Consider the following 17,729-nt stretch of genomic DNA (forward strand, 5'->3'; position numbering starts at 1 on the left):
CAGGTTTTCACACCCGATAAGCCCGCAAAAACAGTTTCACCACTTCCTGCACATGCGCCTCGGCGGCCTCGGGCTCCAGCGGCGGCCCATAGCCCAGCAGCAGACGGAAATTGGCGCCACCCTTGAGCAGGCAGAAAAAATGCTCCGCCGCCGTTGCCGGATTTGCAATCCGCAGCATCCCGCGTTCATCCGCCAGGCGCAGCAACACCTCGGTCTCGCGCAGCACCCGTAACGGCCCCGCCTCGAAGAAAATCTGCCCGAGCTTCGGGTCCTGGTGCCCCTGCGCAATGATCAGGCGGTGCAGCTTGACCGAGTGATCGCTGTTGATCAGCACTTGGAAGCCGCGCCCGATCTTCACCAGCACCTGTTCCAGCGGCACGCCTTCGGGCAACTCGAAAATCAACCCGGGCAATTGCGCCTGGCAGGTGGCGATGATCGCCGCGGTGAACAGCGTTTCCTTGTCGTTGAAGTGGCTGTAGACCGTGAGTTTCGACACCCCCGCCGCTGTCGCGACGGCATCCATGCTGGTGCTGGCGTAGCCATTGGTGAGGAACAGCGCCTTGGCGGCGTCGAGGATGGCCTGGCGCTTGGCCAGGTCCTTGGGCCGGCCGGGGCCGTTGGACACTGCGGAATCGTTGGGCATGGCTCGTGTTTACAGGCTGCGAAGGGGCACATGGTACATGCGCGTGGCCTATCGAGCGCAATCCTCGCGTGACGACCGGCCAGGCCCTGACCCGGAGGCGGGGCGCTGGCCGTGAGACGACCGACCACGTCAGATCATTGTTTGCCGGCTTCGTTGAGCTTGTTCACCAACGCCTTCGCCACCTCGTGATCGGAAAACGGGTTTTGCCCGGTGATCAGTTCCCGGTCCACCACCACGTTCGGGCTCCAGGCCGTGGCGTAACTCATGTTGCCGCCCGCGCCTGCCATTGCCTTGGCCGGGTAGAACAGGATGCGCTCGCCGTCGAGCGAGCTTTCGAAGACCTGCTCTTCCGGGTCGGCAAAGATGGTCATGCGGTAGCCCTGATAGATCCAGTCTCTGGCCGCCGGTTTCTCGCCACGCGCCAGCGCCGCCTGATAACCGGCCGGGTCGGCCTGGGCGGATAGCAGTGCAATCGGGCCATGGCAGATCGCTGCGGTCGGCTTGCCGGCCTGATGGAAATGCCGCAGCAGGGCGCCCACTTCCGGGTTGTTGGCGAGATCGATCAGCGGCGCGTGACCGCCCGGGATGAACAGGCCGGCATAGCGGTCCAGGTCCCCCGCCAGCACTTCCTTGATCGACAGGGTGTCGTTGATGTCCGGCAAGCCTTGCACCACCTTCTCGATGCGCTGCATTTCCGCCGCATCACCGGCGAAGTACTGCGGATCGACGGAAAGCTTGTCGACGCTCGGCGCATTGCCCTTCGGCGTGACCAGCACCAGTTTGTAGCCGGCCTTGATCAGTTGGTCGGCCGGCACACCGAATTCGTTGAGGTAGTAGCCGGTCGCGTAGTGCTTGCCGTCTTTGAGCGGCAGCACGTTCTCGCTGGACAACAGCACCAGCACTTCGCCTTTGGGCGCGGCGGCGGCGGTGCCGGCGAGCAGCGCGCCGGTTACCGCCAGCGCTATTTTGGTGGTCTTGGTCATTGCAGGCTCCTGATCAGTTGAAGGGGGCGAGGTCCAGTGGGCGAGCCAGGCGCACCTGGGTAGGCGAGGCCAGCCAGTCGGCGGTGGCGCTGCGGTAAGCCTGGTAATGCGGGCTCTGGCGATGGGCTTCGACAGCGGCGTCATCGCGGTACAGTTCGAACAGCTCGAAGGTCGGCGAGTCGCCATCGCGCAGGAACAGGTCGTAGCGCAGGTTGCCCGGCTCGCTGCGGGAATGGCGCACCATCAGGCGCATGGCCTGCTCGACTGCGTCGAAGTATTCAGGCTTGGGGCTGATGGTGGCGAAGATGCTGATGGTCATGAAGTGCTCCCGAAGTTAATCGCGGTCAATGGACGTCATCTTAGAGACGCCCCTATGATTCGATAATTCGAAAGCTTTTATGTCTGTCTTCCAAAAAATGAATATCGCCAAAAAAGACCTGAACCTGCTGCTGGTGTTCCACGTGCTCTATCAGGAGCGCAACGCCTCCGTGGCGGCCACGCGCATGGCGCTGAGCCAGCCGGCCCTGAGCCACAAGCTGAACAAGTTGCGCCACCAGTTCGGCGATCCGCTGTTCGTTCGCGCACCCCGCGGGCTGACCCCCACACCGCGCGCTCACGAGCTGGCGCCGCACGTCCAGCGTCTGGTCGGTGAACTGGAGGCGTTCTACGACCTTTGCGACGGCCAGGACTTCCTTGCCCGCGCCGAGCGGCTGCACCTCTACAGCACCGACTACATGGAGCAGACGCTGTTGCCACGGCTGTTGCCGGTGCTGCGCGAGCAGGCGCCGAACCTCGTGCTGATCACCCACAACACCCGGGGTGAGCTGCCCCGCGAGGAACTGGAAAAGGGCACCTGCGACCTGGCGATCGCCGGCTTCTACAAGGACTTGCCCGACACCTTCCACCAGCAGCGCCTGCTCGGCGAGGACTTCGTGGTGCTGGCTTCGCGGAGCAATCCGCGGCTGAACGACGGCCTCGACCTGCCGGCCTTTCTCGCCTGCGAACACCTGCTCACCACCCTCACCGGCGACCTCGACGGCCTGGTTGACCGGGCGCTTCAGGCCAGGGGGCTGCAGCGGCGGGTGGTGGCCGGCCTGTCCAGCTTCATCGCGCCCACACGGCTGGTTCGCGGCACCGACTTGTTGCTGACTTGCCTGCGTTCACTGGCCGAGGAGGCGGTGGAGCGCGACCCTGACCTGCGCATCCACCGGCTGCCGCTGGACCTTCCGCGGGTGGAAGTGATGCAGATCTGGCACGAGCGCACGCACGCGGACCCGCTGCGGCGGTGGTTCAGGCAACAGGTGGCGGGAGTGTTGCGGGACTAGCGGCACCGGCTCTGCAATGAGGGCTAAAAGCCAGCTTCCCCGGTTCAACACGCTGATTTAATATACCCGTCAGTATAAATATTCGAAGCACCCCTCGCGAAAGGTCATTTCCCATGTTGCGCCATGCCTTGCCCGTCGCTTTGCCCGCTCTGCTCATCGCGTTGTTGTCCGCTTGCGGGCAGGAAAGCACCCCGCCCACCGTCATCCGTCCCGCCATGGTGGTGCAGCCGCAGCCGGCATCGGCGGCGGTGGACAGCTACCCCGGCGAGGTGCGCGCGCGCTTCGAGCCGGAGCTGGCGTTCCGTATCGGCGGCAAGGTAAGCAAACGGTTGGTGGAGGAGGGGCAACGGGTCAAGGCTGACCAGCCGCTGGCTGAGCTGGACCCGCAGGACGTGCGCCTGCAACTGGAAGCGACCCGCGCGCAGATGGCCGCCGCCGAGGCCAACCTGAACCTGGTGCAGGCCGAGCGCGATCGCTACAAGACGCTGCTGGACCGGCAGATGGTCAGTCACTCGCAATACGACAACGCGGAAAACCTCTATCGCTCGGGTCTGGCCCGTCTCAAGCAGATGCGTGCCGAGTTCGACGTGGCCGGCAACCAGGCCGGTTATTCGGTGCTGCGCGCGTCCCAAGATGGCGTGGTCGCCAAACGTCAGGTGGAAGTCGGCCAGGTGGTCGCCGCTGGTCAGACCGTGTTCACCCTGGCCGCCGATGGCGAGCGTGAGGTGCTGATCAGCCTGCCGGAGCAGAACTTCGGGCGCTTCGCGGTGGGCCAGCCGGTCGCCGTGGAGCTGTGGTCGCAACCCGGCCAGCGTTTCGACGGCCGCATCCGCGAGCTGTCGCCCGCCGCCGATCCGCGTTCGCGCACCTTCGCCGCGCGCATTGCCTTCAACACCGGCAAGGTGCCGGCCGAGCTGGGCCAGAGCGCCCGGGTCTTCATCCAGCACGCCGAGCAGATCCCGCTGGCGGTGCCGCTCTCGGCGCTGAGCGCGGAGAACGGTCAGACCTACGTCTGGCGTGTCGATGCCAACAACACCCTGAAACGCACCCCGGTACGGGTCGGCGCCTATGGCCAGGACAGCGTGCCGGTGCTCGAAGGCCTGAACGCTACCGACTGGGTGGTCGCCGCCGGCGGCCATGTGCTGCACGAGGGGCAGGAAGTACGGCCGGTGGACCGGTCCAATCGCGTGGTGAATCTGGCGGCCAAGGAGTAAGTCCCGATGGGTTTCAACCTCTCCGCCTGGGCCTTGCGCAACCGGCAGATCGTGCTGTTCCTGATGCTCCTGCTGGCTATCGTCGGGGCGTTGTCCTACACCAAATTGGGTCAGAGTGAAGACCCGCCGTTCACCTTCAAGGCCATGGTCATCCGCACCTTGTGGCCGGGCGCCAGCGCCGAGGAAGTCTCGCGGCAGGTCACCGAGCGCATCGAAAAGAAGCTGATGGAGACCGGCGAGTACGAAAAGATCGTGTCGTTCTCGCGGCCCGGTGAATCGCAGGTCACTTTCATGGCCCGCGACTCGATGCATTCGGCGCAGATTCCCGAGCTGTGGTACCAGATCCGCAAGAAGATCGCGGACATCCGCCACACCCTTCCACCTGGTATCCAGGGGCCGTTCTTCAACGACGAGTTCGGCACCACCTTCGGCAATATCTACGCCCTGACCGGCAACGGTTTCGACTACGGCGTGCTCAAGGACTACGCCGACCGGGTGCAGATTCAACTGCAGCGGGTCAAGGACGTCGGCAAGGTCGAACTGCTCGGCCTGCAGGACGAGAAAATCTGGATCGAGCTGTCCAACACCAAGCTGTCCACCCTCGGCCTGCCGCTGGAGGCGGTGCAAAAAGCGCTGGAAGAGCAGAACGCGGTGAGCACTGCGGGCTTCTTCGAAACCCCGACCGAGCGCCTGCAATTGCGGGTGACCGGACGTTTCGACAGTGTCGAGCAGATCGAGCAGTTCCCGATCCGCGTGGGCGAGCGCACCTTCCGCATCGGCGACGTCGCCCAGGTGCACCGCGGCTTCAACGATCCACCCGCGCCGCGCATGCGTTTCATGGGCGAGGACGCCATCGGCCTGGCCGTTTCGATGAAGGCGGGCGGCGACATTCTGGTGCTGGGCAAGGCGCTGGAAGTCGAATTCGCCCGCATCGCCAACAACCTGCCGGCGGGCATGGAACTGCGCAAGGTTTCCGACCAGCCCGCGGCGGTGAAGACCGGCGTCGGCGAGTTCGTCCGCGTGCTGGTGGAAGGGCTGGCGATCGTGTTGCTGGTGAGCTTCTTCTCCCTCGGCATGCGCACCGGCCTGGTGGTGGCGCTGGCGATTCCGCTGGTGCTGGCGATGACGTTTGCCGCCATGTATTACTTCGGCATCGGCCTGCACAAGATTTCCCTCGGCGCGCTGGTGCTGGCGCTGGGCCTGCTGGTGGACGACGCGATCATTGCCGTGGAAATGATGGCGATCAAGATGGAACAGGGCTTCGACCGCTTCAAGGCGGCGAGCTATGCCTGGACCAGCACCGCCTTCCCGATGCTCACCGGCACCCTGATCACTGCGGCGGGCTTCCTGCCCATCGCCACCGCGCAATCCGGCACCGGCGAATACACCCGCTCGATCTTCCAGGTGGTGACCATCGCCCTGTTGGCGTCGTGGGTGGCAGCGGTAGTGTTCGTACCGTATCTGGGCGAGCGCCTGTTGCCGGACCTGGCGAAATTGCACCGGGAGAAACACGGCACCGGCGAGGGCGAGACGGACCCTTATGGCACGCCGTTCTACCAGCGCGTGCGCCGCGTGGTGAGCTGGTGCGTGGCCCGGCGCAAGACGGTGATCGTGCTGACCATCGCCTTGTTCGTCGGCAGTGTGATGAGCTTCCGCTTCGTCGAGCAGCAGTTCTTCCCGGCCTCCGGTCGCCTGGAACTGATGGTGGACCTGAAGCTGGCGGAAGGTGCGTCGCTGGCCAACACCGCCGAGCAGGTCAAGCGTGTGGAGGCGTTGCTCAAGGCGCGTCCGGGCATCGACAACTATGTGGCGTACGTCGGCACCGGTTCGCCGCGCTTCTACCTGCCGCTGGACCAGCAGTTGCCGGCGGCGAGCTTCGCGCAATTCGTTGTGCTGGCGAAAACCATCGAAGACCGCGAAGCGCTGCGCACCTGGCTGATCGAAACCCTCAATGAGCAATTCCCCGACCTGCGTTCGCGGGTGACCCGTCTGGAGAACGGTCCGCCCGTGGGCTATCCGGTGCAGTTCCGGGTGACCGGCGAGCATATCGAGCAGGTCCGCGCCCTGGCGCGCAAGGTGGCGGCCAAGGTGCGCGAGAACCCGCACGTGGCCAATGTCCACCTGGACTGGGAAGAGCCGAGCAAAGTGGTCTACCTGAATATCGATCAGGACCGCGCCCGCGCCTTGGGTGTCAGCACGGCGAACCTGTCGAAGTTCCTGCAAAGCTCGCTGACCGGTAGCAGCGTCAGCCAGTACCGCGAAGACAACGAACTGATCGAAATCCTGCTGCGCGGCACCCAGGAAGAACGTACCCAGCTGGCTCATCTGTCGAGCCTGTCGGTGCCCACCGACAATGGCCGCAGCGTGGCCCTCGCGCAAGTGGCGACCCTGGAATATGGCTTCGAAGAAGGCATCATCTGGCACCGCAACCGCCTGCCGAGCGTGACCGTCCGTGCCGACATCTACGGCAAGGATCAGCCGGCGACCCTGGTCAAGCAGATCCTGCCGACCCTGGAGTCGGTGCGGGCCGAACTGCCGGATGGCTACTTGCTTGATGTCGGCGGCACGGTCGAAGACTCGGCGCGCGGGCAGAACTCGGTGAACGCCGGCGTGCCGCTGTTCGTGGTGGTGGTGCTGACCCTGTTGATGCTGCAACTGCGCAGCTTCTCGCGCATGGCGATGGTGTTCCTCACCGCGCCGCTGGGGCTGATCGGTGTGGTGCTGTTCCTGATGGTGTTCCGCCAACCGTTCGGCTTCGTCGCCATGCTTGGGACCATCGCCTTGTCGGGGATGATCATGCGCAACTCGGTGATCCTGGTGGATCAGATCGAGCAGGACATCGCGGCGGGGCTGGGTCGCTGGCAGGCGATCATCGAGGCGACGGTGCGCCGCTTCCGGCCGATCGTGCTGACCGCCCTGGCGGCGGTGCTGGCGATGATTCCGCTGTCACGGAGCGTGTTCTTCGGACCGATGGCGGTGGCGATCATGGGCGGGCTGATCGTGGCGACGGCGTTGACCTTGCTGTTCCTGCCGGCGTTGTATGCGGCGTGGTTCAGGGTCAAGCGGGAGGAGTGAGTGTCGGGCCTGTCTGGATATCTCCAGGCAGGCCCAAAACCCTGTGGGGCGGTGCAGCGCAGGATCAGAGGGCGCCAAACACCTTCTTGGCCAGGCTGGTCGCCGCTGCCGCCGGGTTCTGGCGGATGGTCTCTTCCTGCTTGCCGATCATCTCAAACAGCCCGTTGAGCGCCTGTTCGGTCACATAGCTTTCGATGTTCGCGCTCTTGGCATCCACCACGCCAAGGCTCGCGGCCTGTCCGGCGAAGCTGTTGTATTGCTTGGCGAGGCCAACCTGATCGGTCGCCTGCTTGACGATCGGCAGGAACTTGGCGCGGATCTGTTCCCGGCTGGTCTTGCTCAGGTACTGGGTCGCCGAGTCGTTGCCGCCGCTGAGAATGTTCTTGGCGTCATCTACGGTCATTTTCTTCACCGCGTCCACCAACAGCGCCTGCGCTTGCGGAACAGCCGCTTCGGCGGCCTTGTTCATGCTGGTTTCGAGTTGCTCGACCTGTTCACCCATGCCGAGCATTTTCATTTTGCTCGCGACTTTGCCGAGTTTACCCGGCAGTTCGATGCGTACGTCCTGGTTGTTGCTGAAACCACCGGGCGCACCCAGTTGTTTCACGGCAATCTGCGCGCCTTGAGTCAGGGCGTCTTTCAGGCCGCCGGCGGCGTCTTTCTGGCTCAGGTCGCCAAGCGACAGGGCCATGGCACTGGCCGACAGCAGCAGGCCTGCGCACAGGCCGGTAAAGGTGAGAGCGGGGCGGAACATGGCAGCATCCTTCATCGGGGAGCGATTGAGCGGGGACATCAGCGGACCTGATCAACCTTGATCCGCAGCGGTTGTGGGTCGTTGCCGTCGAGCTTGACGCTGTGCTGTTCGGTGCTGATGAACAGCAACTTGCCGTCCAGCTCGATCCGCGCACTCACCGCGTAGCGGTGGCCGGGTTTGACCTGGGCGGTGTTGTATTGCAGGTGGAAAGGCAGCGGCACCTGGCCGGAAACCTTGCCGCTCTGGCGTGCCAGGGTCACCGCGGGTGCGTCGGCCAGCGAGACGTCAATCAGGCTGACATCGAGTGTGGCGGCGGGCGGCAGGGCGATGCGTTGCAGGTAGAAAACCTCGCCGTCCAGCGTGGCTTTCGAGTCGGGGGTGTGGCTTGAGCAGGCTGCCAGCAGCGAGGCGCAGCACAGCGTGAAGAGTTTTTTCATGGAGTCTCCTGTCCTTGATGCCGGCTTGTGACCGGCATCGAGGACTTTAGCGGATTTTTTGGTAATCGACTTCCCGCGGTGCTGTCGGAGTTTTCGTCGATTACCCGTGGTTCAAGGCTGCTCGGGACCGGCGTGTTCTTCGCGGTGCAGGGCGACCTGGCGGATCGACAGGCGCACTTCCGCCGACAGCACGCGCTTGGCCGCGCCTTCGGCCAGTTCGCCGAGTTTCTCGTGGAAGCCCAGCTTGCCGGCGTCGTCCGGGCGCAGCACGCCTTGCTCCACGAGGGTCTGGATGAAGTGGCGGAACAGGCTCTTGTCGAAGAACTCCGGGGCATTGAGCCCGTGCAGGATCGACAGGCGCTGGGCCATGACCACGCAGAGGTCTTCCAGCTCTTCGGCGCTGAGGCTGTGCTGGCCGCTGTTGAGCAGCAACGAGGTGGCCATGTAGAAGCGCTGCAGGGTCTGGGTAATCGCCCGCGCCAGCAGGGTCAGCAGCACGAACTGCCGCGAACTCGGCGCCGGGCGCAGGTAGACGCCGTTCTCGTAGCGCAGCAGGCCCTGTTCGACGAAGGCTTGCAGCCACTGGTCGATCACCCCGTCCAGCTCCTCCAGCTCCCAGCGCAGGAACAGCTCCGATTGCAGGTACGGGTACAGCGCGCGGGCGTATTGCAGGATCAGTTCGCGGCTCATCCGCGAGCTGCTCTGGAAGAAGCTCGCCAGCAACGCCGGCAGGGCGAAGATGTGCAGGACGTTGTTGCGGTAGTAGGTCATCAGCACCGCGTTCTGCTCGTCGAGATACAGGATCCGGCCGAGGGCATCACGCTGCTCGGCCAGCAGTTCCATGCCTCGCACGTGGCTGATCAGCGCCAGGCCGTCGCCTTCCGGCAGGGTGGTGTGGGGCGAGTAGGGCACCTGGCGCAGCAGCGCGAGGTACAGGTCGAGAATACGGGTCAGGGCGCGTTCGTCCAGGGCCAGGCGGCTGGTGGACAGCAGCGCCACCGCCACCAGGTTGACCGGGTTGACCGCCGCCGCTTCGTTCAGGTGCTGGGCAACTTTCTCACCCAGGCGCGAGGTGGTTTCGTTCAGCCATGCCGGACGGAACTGCGGCCCGAGCTGCTGTTCGCGCCAGCCGGGTTGCTGCTGGTCGAGGAAGTTGCCGAGGCGGATCGGCTCGCCGAAGTTCACCGAGACCTGGCCGAAGCGCTGCTTCAGCGCGCCGAGCACCTTGAAGATGTCGAAGATCGATTCCTTCTTCTTGCTCGCCCCGCGCAGCTCGCCCAGGTAAGTGCGGCCTTCCAGTACCCGCTCGTAGCCGATGTACACCGGGACGAAGACGATCGGCGTGCGCGAGGAGCGCAGGAAGCTGCGCAGGGTGATCGCCAGCATGCCGGTCTTCGGTTGCAGCATGCGCCCGGTGCGCGAGCGTCCGCCTTCGACGAAGTACTCCACCGGGAAACCCTTGGTGAACAGGGTGTGCAGGTATTCGTTGAACACTGCGGTGTACAGCGGGTTGCCCTTAAAGGTGCGGCGCATGAAGAAGGCACCGCCGCGCCGCAGCAGGCCGCCGATCACTGGCATGTTGAGGTTGATCCCGGCGGCGATGTGCGGCGGGGTCAGGCCATTGCGGAACAGCAGGTAGGACAGCAGCAGGTAGTCGATATGGCTGCGGTGGCACGGCACATAGATCACTTCGTGGCCCGGGGCGATGCCCTGGACCTGCTCGATATGATTGACCTTGATGCCGTCGTAGATCTTGTTCCAGAACCAGCTCAGCACCACTTCGAGGAAGCGGATGGCGGTGTAGGTGTAGTCCGAGGCGATTTCGTTGCCGTAGCGCAGGGCGATGGCTTCGGCCTTGGCCACCGGGATTTTCTCGCGCTCGGCTTCATCGGCGATGGCCTGGCGCACCAGCGGGTCGTGGATCAGGCCCTTGACCAGATTGCGCCGGTGCGAGATGTCGGGGCCGATGACCGCACTCTTCAGATTGCGGAAGTGCACCCGCAGCAGGCGCTGAGCCATGCGTACGGTGCGTTCGTGGCCCTTGTTGTGATCGACCAGCTCGCGCAGGTGGATCGGCGCGGAAAACTGCACGCGGGTCTTGCGGCCGAGGATCAGGATGGTCAGTAACCGGCGCAGGCGCCCGGTGACCGCCCAGCTATCGGCGAACAGCAGTTTCCACGGGCTCGACTCGCTGGCCGGTGACTGGCCCCAGAACACGCTGACCGGAATGATCTGCGCATCCTGTTCCGGCTGCTGGTTCACCGCGCTGACCAGACGGCCAAGGGTTGGCGGCGCGCCACGCTTGTATTGGCGGCCGAGCCAGTCCGGTTCCGGGGTCAGGTAGAAGAAGGCGGCCGGCTCCATCAGGTCGCCGACGGCGACGGGCAGGACCGGGCGTGGTAGCCCTGCTTTGGTGCATTCACGGTCGATGACGGCGAGGTCGGTCAGCGAGGGCGATTGCAGGGCATAGAACACCGGACGGCTGCGGTCGAGGTTGAGGGTGAAGGAGGACTGATTGATGGTCTCGGAGCGAACCCATAGGTACAACAGTCGGCGCAGGGCACCGAAAATCAGGCGGCGCAGGGGAGAACGGGTCATACGGTGTCTGCTCTGAAAAATGGGACGCAAGTGCAGCTTGACGGGCAAGTGTGCCGTATCCGCGCAAGTTCAGCAAAAAGCGGTCAGGTCATAAAAAATATTTCATGTCTGTCTTATACTCGGTCCGCCGCTTGCAAGATTAATCAGCAAGCGGCGTAGTCCAGGCCGTAAAAATCCTGGCCGACAAGGCGAGTCCAAAATAAAAATCCGGAGTGTTACAGATGTCGTCTCGTGAGACTGGAAGTGTGAAATGGTTCAACGACGCCAAAGGCTATGGCTTCATTCAGCGTGAGGGCGGGGCGGACGTCTTCGTTCACTACCGCGCGATTCGTGGCGAGGGTCACCGCACCCTGCTCGAAGGGCAACAGGTTGAGTACAACCTGACCCAAGGCCAGAAAGGGCTTCAGGCGGAAGACGTCGTAGGCCTCTGAAGGCCGGCAATGGCGTCAAGCCATAAGCTGCAAGTGGACCGTGCCTCTTGCAGCTTGTAGCTTGCGAGTGATCCCTCAGTGGGTTCTCCAGGTAATCTCTTCTTCACCATCGGCACTGATCCGGATCCAGCGATCGGCGTCGTCTTCACCTTCTTCCTCGACCCAGGTGCCCGGTGCGCAACGTACTTCGACGTTCAGCGCAGCAAAGGCGGCGCGGGCGCAGGCGATGTCGTCTTCCCACGGGGTCTTGTCACTTTCCAGGTAAAGACTGTTCCATTTTCCTACGGCCTTGGGCAGCCAGGTAACAGGAATGTCACCGGCGGTGCACTTGAAGGTCTGGCCTTTCTGCTTCCATTCGCTGCACGGACCCAGCGCGGCCTCCAGCCAGGCGGCGATCTGCTTGTGATCGACGTCGGCGTCCTTCAGGTAAATCTCGATATCGGGTTGGCGCATGGGGATCTCCGGGAGGGCTCAGTCTTGCAGCACAAAATAGTCGTAGCGCATTGAAACGGTGACTTCCAGCGGCTCGGCCTGCTCGATCACCGCAGTGCGGCGTTCGGCGCTGGCACGCCAGCCGTGCGGGGTCATGGCCAGCAGGTTGGCGCGGTCGGCGGGGAGGCTCAGGCTCAGGCGAAACTCCAGGGTTTCACCGTGGGCGTGGACCATGTCCGCCGGCACCAGGGCCAGGTGCTTGTCGTCGGCGTAGTCGCGCACTTCATCGTAGAGCTTCTGGCGCAGTTCCATCAGGTGGCCGCTGGTCGGTCCGACCCGCATCAGGCCGCCGCCAGGGCTGAGCAGGCGGCGGGCCTCCTGCCAGTCCAGCGGGCTGAAGACGCTGGCGATGAACTGGCAACTGGCATCGGCCAGCGGCACGCGGGCCATGCTTGCCACCAGCCAGGTCAGCGCGGGGCTGCGTTTGCAGGCGCGCTTGACCGCCTCGCGGGAGATGTCCAGGGCATAACCGTCCGCCTCGGGCAACGCCTCGGCGATCTGCGCGGTGTAGTAACCCTCGCCACAGCCGATGTCCAGCCAGCGCCCGGGGGCGCGCTCGGCGGCCAGTTCGGCCAGGCGTCGGGCGACCGGCGCGTAGTGGCCGGCGTTGAGGAAGTCGCGGCGGGCCTCGACCATGGCCTGGTTGTCGCCGGGATCACGGCTGTTCTTGTGCTGCACCGGCAACAGGTTCAGGTAGCCCTGGCGGGCCCGGTCGAAACGGTGGCCGGCCGGGCAGCCGACACCGTTGTCGAGGGCGCTCAGGGGCGCGGTGCAGAGGGGGCAGGTGAGCATCAGGCGAGCAACCGGATCAGGGTCTGGTAGTAGATTTCGGTCAGCACATCGAGGTCGCTGGCGAGAACGCGCTCGTTGACCTGATGGATGGTGGCGTTGACCGGGCCCAGCTCGACCACCTGGGTGCCGAGGGTGGCGATGAAGCGGCCATCGGAGGTGCCGCCGCTGGTGGAGGCGTGGGTCTCGCGGCCGGTGACCGCCTTGATGCTGGCCGACACGGCGTCCAGCAGGTCACCCGGCTCGGTCAGGAATGGCAGGCCGGACAGCGCCCAATCGATGTCCCACTCCAGTTGATGCTTGTCGAGGATCGCCGCGACGCGCCGTTGCAGGCCTTCGACGGTGGACTCGGTGGAGAAGCGGAAGTTGAACAGCGCGGTCAGGTCGCCCGGAACCACGTTGGTGGCGCCGGTGCCGGAGTTCAGGTTGGAAATCTGGAAGCTGGTCGGCGGGAAGAACGCGTTGCCTTCGTCCCAGTGCTCGGCGGCCAGTTCGGCCAGGGCCGGAGCGGCCAGGTGGATCGGGTTCTTCGCCAGGTGCGGATAGGCCACGTGGCCTTGCTTGCCGCGAACGGTGAGCTTGGCACCGAGGGAGCCACGGCGACCGTTCTTGACCACATCACCCACCAGCGTGGTGCTCGACGGTTCGCCGACGATGCACCAATCCAGGCGCTCGCCGCGTTCGCGCAGACGCTCTACCACCGCCTTGGTGCCGTGGTGGGCCGGGCCTTCTTCGTCACTGGTGATCAGGTAGGCGATTTTGCCGCGGTGGTTCGGGTAGTCGGCGACGAAACGCTCGGTGGCGACGATCATGGACGCCAGGCTGCCTTTCATGTCAGCGGCGCCGCGGCCGCAGAGCATGCCGTCGGCATCGATCAGCGCGTCGAACGGATCGTTCTGCCAGGCCTGCACCGGGCCGGTGGGCACCACGTCGGTGTGACCGGCGAAGCACAGCACGGGACCGTCCTGGGTGCCATGGGTGGCCCAGAAATTGTCCACGTCCTCGAAGGGCATCGGTTCCAGCATGAAACCCGCGTCGCCCAGGCGCTGCATCATCTGTTTCTGGCAGTCGAAGTCGAGCGGGGTCACCGAGGGACGGCGAATCAGGTCGCAGGCCAGTTCGAGGGTGGGCGAGAGTTCGGCGCGGGCCGTCATGGGGGACTCCGGGAGCAAGGCAGGGGGGTACGATTTTGGGGCGTTATCTTATAGCAAAAGAGCCCAAAAGGGCCCTTTTGATGAGGCAGGACGTCGTCATTGTGGGCGCGAGCAGGCTCGCTCCCACCGCTTTTGTTATGCCTGTGCCGGCTCTACCGCTTCGACCGGTTTGGGCAGCGACGACAGCAGCGCCATGATCAGCGCCGCCACATACGGCAGCGACTGCACCAGCAGCATGGCCACCCAGAAGCGCATGTCATTGCTCGGCAGGCCCTGGACCAGATAGATCCCGGCTGCCGCGCCCCACAACAGCAGCATGATGAACAGTTCTTCCCGCGCTTCCGACAGCGCCACCAGCACGCCGTGGCTGTCGGCGTTTTTCGGTGTGCGGAAGAACGGAATGCTGGTGGTGAAGAAGCCGTACAGCACCGCTTTGGCGATGGTGTGAGACAGCGCCAGACCCGCCAGCGCGGCGGCGAAGGCGTCTTTCATGTTGACCCCGACCGCGCGGCGATACAGGAACACGATCTTGCCCACCTTGAAGAAGAACAGCGCCAGCGGCGGGATCGCGAAGATCAGCAGCGGCGGATCGACCCGCTGCGGCACGATGATCATCGCCGCCGACCAGAGCAGTGCACCGACAGTGAAGAAGATGTTCATGCCATCAGCGACCCACGGCAGCCAGCCCGCGAGGAAGTGGTAGCGCTGGCCACGGGTCAGCTCGGTGTCCTTGCCGCGCAGCAGGCTGGCGGTGTGGCGCTTGATGATCTGGATCGCGCCATAGGCCCAGCGGAATCGCTGCTTCTTGAAGTCGATGAAGGTGTCCGGCATCAGCCCCTTGCCGTAGCTGTTGTGGGAATAGGCGGCGGAATAGCCTTTTTCGAACACCCGCAGGCCCAGCTCGGCGTCTTCGCAGATGCACCAGTCGGCCCAGCCCAGTTCTTCCAGGACCGAGCGCCGGGTCATGGTCATGGTGCCGTGCTGGATGATCGCGTCGCGGTCGTTGCGGGTGACCATGCCGATATGGAAGAAGCCTTTGTATTCGGAGTAGCAGAGCTTCTTGAAGGTGCTTTCGTTCTGGTCGCGATAGTCCTGCGGCGACTGCACCACGGCGATTTTCGGGTCGGCGAAGTGCGGCACCATGTGCTTGAGCCAGTTGCGGTCGACGCAGTAGTCCGAGTCGATGACCGCGATCACTTCGGCATCCTTGGCGGTATGCGGGATCAGGTAGTTCAGCGCGCCGCCCTTGAAACCGGCCAGGGGCGAGACGTGGAAGAACTTGAAGCGCTCGCCCAGCAGTTCGCAGTGGGCCTTGATCGGCTCCCAGACCGCCGGGTCCTTGGTGTTGTTGTCGATGATCAGGACTTCGTAGTCCGGATAATCCAGCGCTGCCAGCGCATCGAGGGTCTGTTTGACCATCTCCGGCGGCTCGTTGTAGCACGGCACATGCACCGAGACTTTGGGCCGGTAGGCTTCGTCCGAGTGCACCGGCAGGAATTCCCGGCGCCGTTTGTTCCAGACGGTTTCGGCCAGCTCGTGGGCCTCGGTCAGCAGCACGATGAACACCCCGAGCGCACCGAGGGCGAGCAGGATGCCAACGGTCAGGCTGAACCAGGTGCTGTATTGCTGGCTGTAGTCATAGCCGATCCATACCAGCACCGAACCGCAGAGGAACGCGGTGAAGGTCAGGAAGGTGCGCCCGCGCTGGCGCAGGGCCGAACCGTCGATCAGCAGCAGGGTCAGCGACAGCAAGGCCAGCACCACCGAGCCCACCGCCAGCACCCGCCATTGCGGGATCGCGACGACCGGGCCGGTGAAGTTGAATTTCTGTTGGCGGGCGGCGTTGAACACGCCCCAGTAAGCGCCGACCGAGCCTTCGTCGCTGACTTTCCACGGCTGGTCGTAGGCTTCGATGACGAAGTAGTTGTAGCCCTGGCGGTTGAGCTTGTTGACCAGGGTGCGCAGGTAGATGGCCTGGTCCGCCTGGGTGGCGTCGGCGCCACCGCGCATGCGGCCGTTGCTCGGCCAGCCGACTTCCGACAGCAGCAGCGGTTTGCGCGGGAACAGGTGCTTGAGGTCGCGGGCGCGGTCGAGCACGAACTGGCCGGCGTCCTTCATCGGGATGAATTCCCAGTACGGCAGGATGTGCGCGGCCACCAGGTCGACGTGCTTGGCCAGCTCCGGGTGTTCCTTCCAGATGTGCCACTGCTCACTGGTGGTAACCGGCACTTTGACGGCTGCGCGGACCCGGTCGAGGTACTGGATCAGCGCCTCGGGGGTGATCTCTTCGCGGAACAACGCCTCGTTGCCCACCATGACCCGCACGACGCTGCGCGAGGTGTTGGCCAGTTCGATGGCTTTCTGGATTTCCCGCTCGTTGCGCTCCTGATCCGGGCTGATCCACACGCCGAGGGTCACCCGCAGGCCGAACTCCTCGGCCAGACGCGGGATTTCCGCCTGGGTGCCCTCTACGGTGTAGATACGGATGCTGTCGGTCAGCTTGCTGAGTTGCTCGAGGTCTTCGCGCAGCTCGGCTTCGGTCGGGTACTGACCTTTCTGTGGGCTTTGTCCGAGCCGGAACGGTGAATAGGAGAAACCGGAGATCTGCTCCGGCCAGTCGGGAGCGGAAACCGGGCGGTTGATCAACGCCCAGAACCCAGTGAAAAGCGCGGCGATCGCCATGACAATCACCAGGTTGAGACCAAATTTACGCGATGACATAGATAGTTCGGGTTCCGGAGGGTGGAACGGGCCAGCGCGAGGTGCGCGGATCCAGGGCGACGCTCAGTCATTTACTGCAGCAACGATGACCAGGCAGCCGTTGGATTTCCTTCAGAGGATGAAGTTCTGAATCCCGTAGTTTGTCGTCCAAGACTTTTTGTAGCGTAGGACATTTTGCCGGGACCTTAGCAGCATTGGTGCCATCATTACCAATGTGCGGACTGTCCGATGATGTGCCGGGCGGGCTGTCATTGTTCCCCGAGGGGCCTATAATGCGCGCCGGTTTTTCAGGGTTGGGCCCATGACTACAGATGATCCACGGTTCGCCGGTGTTGCCCGGCTTTACGGCCAGAAGGGCCTGCAACGCCTGCGCGCCGCGCATGTCGCGGTGGTCGGTATTGGCGGCGTCGGCTCCTGGGCGGCGGAAGCCATGGCCCGCAGCGGCGTGGGCGAGATCTCGCTGTTCGACCTCGATGACGTCTGCGTGAGCAACACCAACCGCCAGTTGCACGCGCTGGACGGCAATGTCGGCAAGCCCAAGGTCGAGGTCACCGCCGAGCGCCTGCGCGCCATCAACCCGGATTGCACGGTGCATGCGGTGGCGGATTTCGTCACCCGCGACACCATGGCCGAGTACATCACCGAGGAGATCGATTGCGTGATCGACTGCATCGACAGTGTGATGGCCAAGGCGGCGCTGATCGCCTGGTGCAAACGCCGCAAGATCACCGTTATCAGCACCGGCGGCGCCGGCGGGCAGCTCGATCCGACCAAGATCCAGGTCGCCGACCTCAACCGCACGGTCAACGACCCGCTGGCGTCGCGGGTGCGCTCGACGCTGCGCCGCGACTGGAACTTCTCGCGCAATGTCAGCCGCAACTACGGCGTGCCCTGCGTCTTTTCCACCGAGCAGTTGCGTTACCCGGACGTGGAGGGCGGTATCTGCCTGCAGAAGAGTTTTGCCGGTGAGAGCGTCAAGCTGGACTGCGCCGGCGGTTTGGGCGCGGTGATGATGGTCACGGCCACCTTCGGCATGGTGGCCGCGAGCAAGGCGGTGGAGAAACTGGTGGGCGGCGCGCGCCGCCCGGCCGAGCGCAAAAATGCTCAGCCGCC

General features: G+C 64.3%; 15 protein-coding genes. 5 read left to right on the forward strand and 10 right to left on the reverse strand.

Annotated features, from left to right (window positions below):
* Window positions 1–7 precede the first annotated feature (7 nt).
* The 3 genes from NTD88_RS22055 to NTD88_RS22065 form a co-directional block, all read right to left on the reverse strand.
* Entirely contained in the window at window positions 8–643 is a 636-nt protein-coding gene (locus NTD88_RS22055; protein ID WP_262155199.1) for a TetR/AcrR family transcriptional regulator, read from the reverse strand.
* A gap of 134 nt (window positions 644–777) precedes the next feature.
* Complete coding sequence (locus tag NTD88_RS22060; protein ID WP_262155200.1) at window positions 778–1,626, reverse strand: type 1 glutamine amidotransferase domain-containing protein; 849 nt, start codon at window positions 1,624–1,626, stop codon at window positions 778–780.
* 13 nt (window positions 1,627–1,639) lie between these two features.
* Window positions 1,640–1,945 (reverse strand): putative quinol monooxygenase, encoded by a 306-nt coding sequence (locus NTD88_RS22065; protein ID WP_262155201.1) that lies wholly within the window; start codon window positions 1,943–1,945, stop codon window positions 1,640–1,642.
* Window positions 1,946–2,042: 97 nt separating this feature from the next.
* On the opposite strand from NTD88_RS22065, the gene NTD88_RS22070 reads away from it, so the two are divergent.
* From NTD88_RS22070 to NTD88_RS22080, 3 genes are all read left to right on the forward strand, one after another.
* Window positions 2,043–2,951 (forward strand): LysR substrate-binding domain-containing protein, encoded by a 909-nt coding sequence (locus tag NTD88_RS22070; protein WP_262155202.1) that lies wholly within the window; start codon window positions 2,043–2,045, stop codon window positions 2,949–2,951.
* 113 nt (window positions 2,952–3,064) lie between these two features.
* Window positions 3,065–4,165: an efflux RND transporter periplasmic adaptor subunit gene (locus NTD88_RS22075; RefSeq protein WP_262155203.1), complete on the forward strand. Its 1,101-nt coding sequence runs from the start codon at window positions 3,065–3,067 to the stop codon at window positions 4,163–4,165.
* 6 nt (window positions 4,166–4,171) lie between these two features.
* Window positions 4,172–7,240 (forward strand): efflux RND transporter permease subunit, encoded by a 3,069-nt coding sequence (locus tag NTD88_RS22080; protein ID WP_262155204.1) that lies wholly within the window; start codon window positions 4,172–4,174, stop codon window positions 7,238–7,240.
* Between the two features lie 64 nt (window positions 7,241–7,304).
* Here the strand turns inward: NTD88_RS22080 and NTD88_RS22085 are convergent, their stop codons facing one another.
* From NTD88_RS22085 to plsB, 3 genes are all read right to left on the reverse strand, one after another.
* Window positions 7,305–7,994 (reverse strand): DUF4197 domain-containing protein, encoded by a 690-nt coding sequence (locus tag NTD88_RS22085; protein WP_095154114.1) that lies wholly within the window; start codon window positions 7,992–7,994, stop codon window positions 7,305–7,307.
* Window positions 7,995–8,032: 38 nt separating this feature from the next.
* A complete protein-coding gene (locus NTD88_RS22090; RefSeq protein WP_262130297.1) occupies window positions 8,033–8,431 on the reverse strand; it encodes a YbaY family lipoprotein in 399 nt (132 codons plus the stop codon).
* A gap of 111 nt (window positions 8,432–8,542) precedes the next feature.
* On the reverse strand, window positions 8,543–11,029 hold the full coding sequence (gene plsB, locus NTD88_RS22095; RefSeq protein WP_262155205.1) for a glycerol-3-phosphate 1-O-acyltransferase PlsB: 2,487 nt from the start codon (window positions 11,027–11,029) through the stop codon (window positions 8,543–8,545).
* Window positions 11,030–11,250: 221 nt separating this feature from the next.
* On the opposite strand from plsB, the gene NTD88_RS22100 reads away from it, so the two are divergent.
* Complete coding sequence (locus NTD88_RS22100; protein WP_038996759.1) at window positions 11,251–11,460, forward strand: cold-shock protein; 210 nt, start codon at window positions 11,251–11,253, stop codon at window positions 11,458–11,460.
* 75 nt (window positions 11,461–11,535) lie between these two features.
* Here the strand turns inward: NTD88_RS22100 and NTD88_RS22105 are convergent, their stop codons facing one another.
* The 4 genes from NTD88_RS22105 to NTD88_RS22120 all read right to left on the reverse strand — a co-directional run bounded on the left by NTD88_RS22105 (window position 11,536) and on the right by NTD88_RS22120 (window position 16,616).
* Complete coding sequence (locus NTD88_RS22105; protein ID WP_095154111.1) at window positions 11,536–11,913, reverse strand: hypothetical protein; 378 nt, start codon at window positions 11,911–11,913, stop codon at window positions 11,536–11,538.
* An 18-nt stretch (window positions 11,914–11,931) separates the two neighbouring features.
* Entirely contained in the window at window positions 11,932–12,744 is an 813-nt protein-coding gene (locus NTD88_RS22110; protein ID WP_262155206.1) for a putative RNA methyltransferase, read from the reverse strand.
* Window positions 12,744–13,895 carry a succinyl-diaminopimelate desuccinylase gene (gene dapE / locus NTD88_RS22115; protein WP_262155207.1) on the reverse strand — a complete coding sequence of 384 codons (1,152 nt, stop codon included), beginning with the start codon at window positions 13,893–13,895 and terminating at the stop codon, window positions 12,744–12,746. Before dapE ends, NTD88_RS22110 begins: the two co-directional genes overlap by 1 nt.
* Window positions 13,896–14,030: 135 nt before the next feature.
* Window positions 14,031–16,616 (reverse strand): glycosyltransferase, encoded by a 2,586-nt coding sequence (locus NTD88_RS22120; protein WP_095154108.1) that lies wholly within the window; start codon window positions 16,614–16,616, stop codon window positions 14,031–14,033.
* 301 nt (window positions 16,617–16,917) lie between these two features.
* Between NTD88_RS22120 and tcdA the strand changes: the two genes are divergently transcribed.
* On the forward strand, window positions 16,918–17,729 hold an 812-nt coding region (tcdA, locus tag NTD88_RS22125), incomplete at its 3' end, for a tRNA cyclic N6-threonylcarbamoyladenosine(37) synthase TcdA (RefSeq protein ID WP_262191764.1).

This window comes from Pseudomonas sp. 20P_3.2_Bac5 (assembly GCF_025466035.1).
Lineage (GTDB): Bacteria > Pseudomonadota > Gammaproteobacteria > Pseudomonadales > Pseudomonadaceae > Aquipseudomonas.

Excerpts from the sequence above, each read along its gene's own strand:
- dapE (WP_262155207.1), bottom strand. The coding sequence starts at position 13,895 with ATGACGGCCCGCGCCGAACTCTCGCCCACCCTCGAACTGGCCTGCGAC.
- NTD88_RS22060 (WP_262155200.1), bottom strand. The coding sequence starts at position 1,626 with ATGACCAAGACCACCAAAATAGCGCTGGCGGTAACCGGCGCGCTGCTC.
- plsB (WP_262155205.1), bottom strand. The coding sequence starts at position 11,029 with ATGACCCGTTCTCCCCTGCGCCGCCTGATTTTCGGTGCCCTGCGCCGA.
- NTD88_RS22110 (WP_262155206.1), bottom strand. The coding sequence starts at position 12,744 with ATGCTCACCTGCCCCCTCTGCACCGCGCCCCTGAGCGCCCTCGACAAC.
- NTD88_RS22120 (WP_095154108.1), bottom strand. The coding sequence starts at position 16,616 with ATGTCATCGCGTAAATTTGGTCTCAACCTGGTGATTGTCATGGCGATC.
- NTD88_RS22090 (WP_262130297.1), bottom strand. The coding sequence starts at position 8,431 with ATGAAAAAACTCTTCACGCTGTGCTGCGCCTCGCTGCTGGCAGCCTGC.
- NTD88_RS22070 (WP_262155202.1), top strand. The coding sequence starts at position 2,043 with ATGAATATCGCCAAAAAAGACCTGAACCTGCTGCTGGTGTTCCACGTG.
- NTD88_RS22055 (WP_262155199.1), bottom strand. The coding sequence starts at position 643 with ATGCCCAACGATTCCGCAGTGTCCAACGGCCCCGGCCGGCCCAAGGAC.
- NTD88_RS22085 (WP_095154114.1), bottom strand. The coding sequence starts at position 7,994 with ATGTTCCGCCCCGCTCTCACCTTTACCGGCCTGTGCGCAGGCCTGCTG.
- NTD88_RS22080 (WP_262155204.1), top strand. The coding sequence starts at position 4,172 with ATGGGTTTCAACCTCTCCGCCTGGGCCTTGCGCAACCGGCAGATCGTG.
- NTD88_RS22075 (WP_262155203.1), top strand. The coding sequence starts at position 3,065 with ATGTTGCGCCATGCCTTGCCCGTCGCTTTGCCCGCTCTGCTCATCGCG.
- NTD88_RS22100 (WP_038996759.1), top strand. The coding sequence starts at position 11,251 with ATGTCGTCTCGTGAGACTGGAAGTGTGAAATGGTTCAACGACGCCAAA.
- NTD88_RS22105 (WP_095154111.1), bottom strand. The coding sequence starts at position 11,913 with ATGCGCCAACCCGATATCGAGATTTACCTGAAGGACGCCGACGTCGAT.
- NTD88_RS22065 (WP_262155201.1), bottom strand. The coding sequence starts at position 1,945 with ATGACCATCAGCATCTTCGCCACCATCAGCCCCAAGCCTGAATACTTC.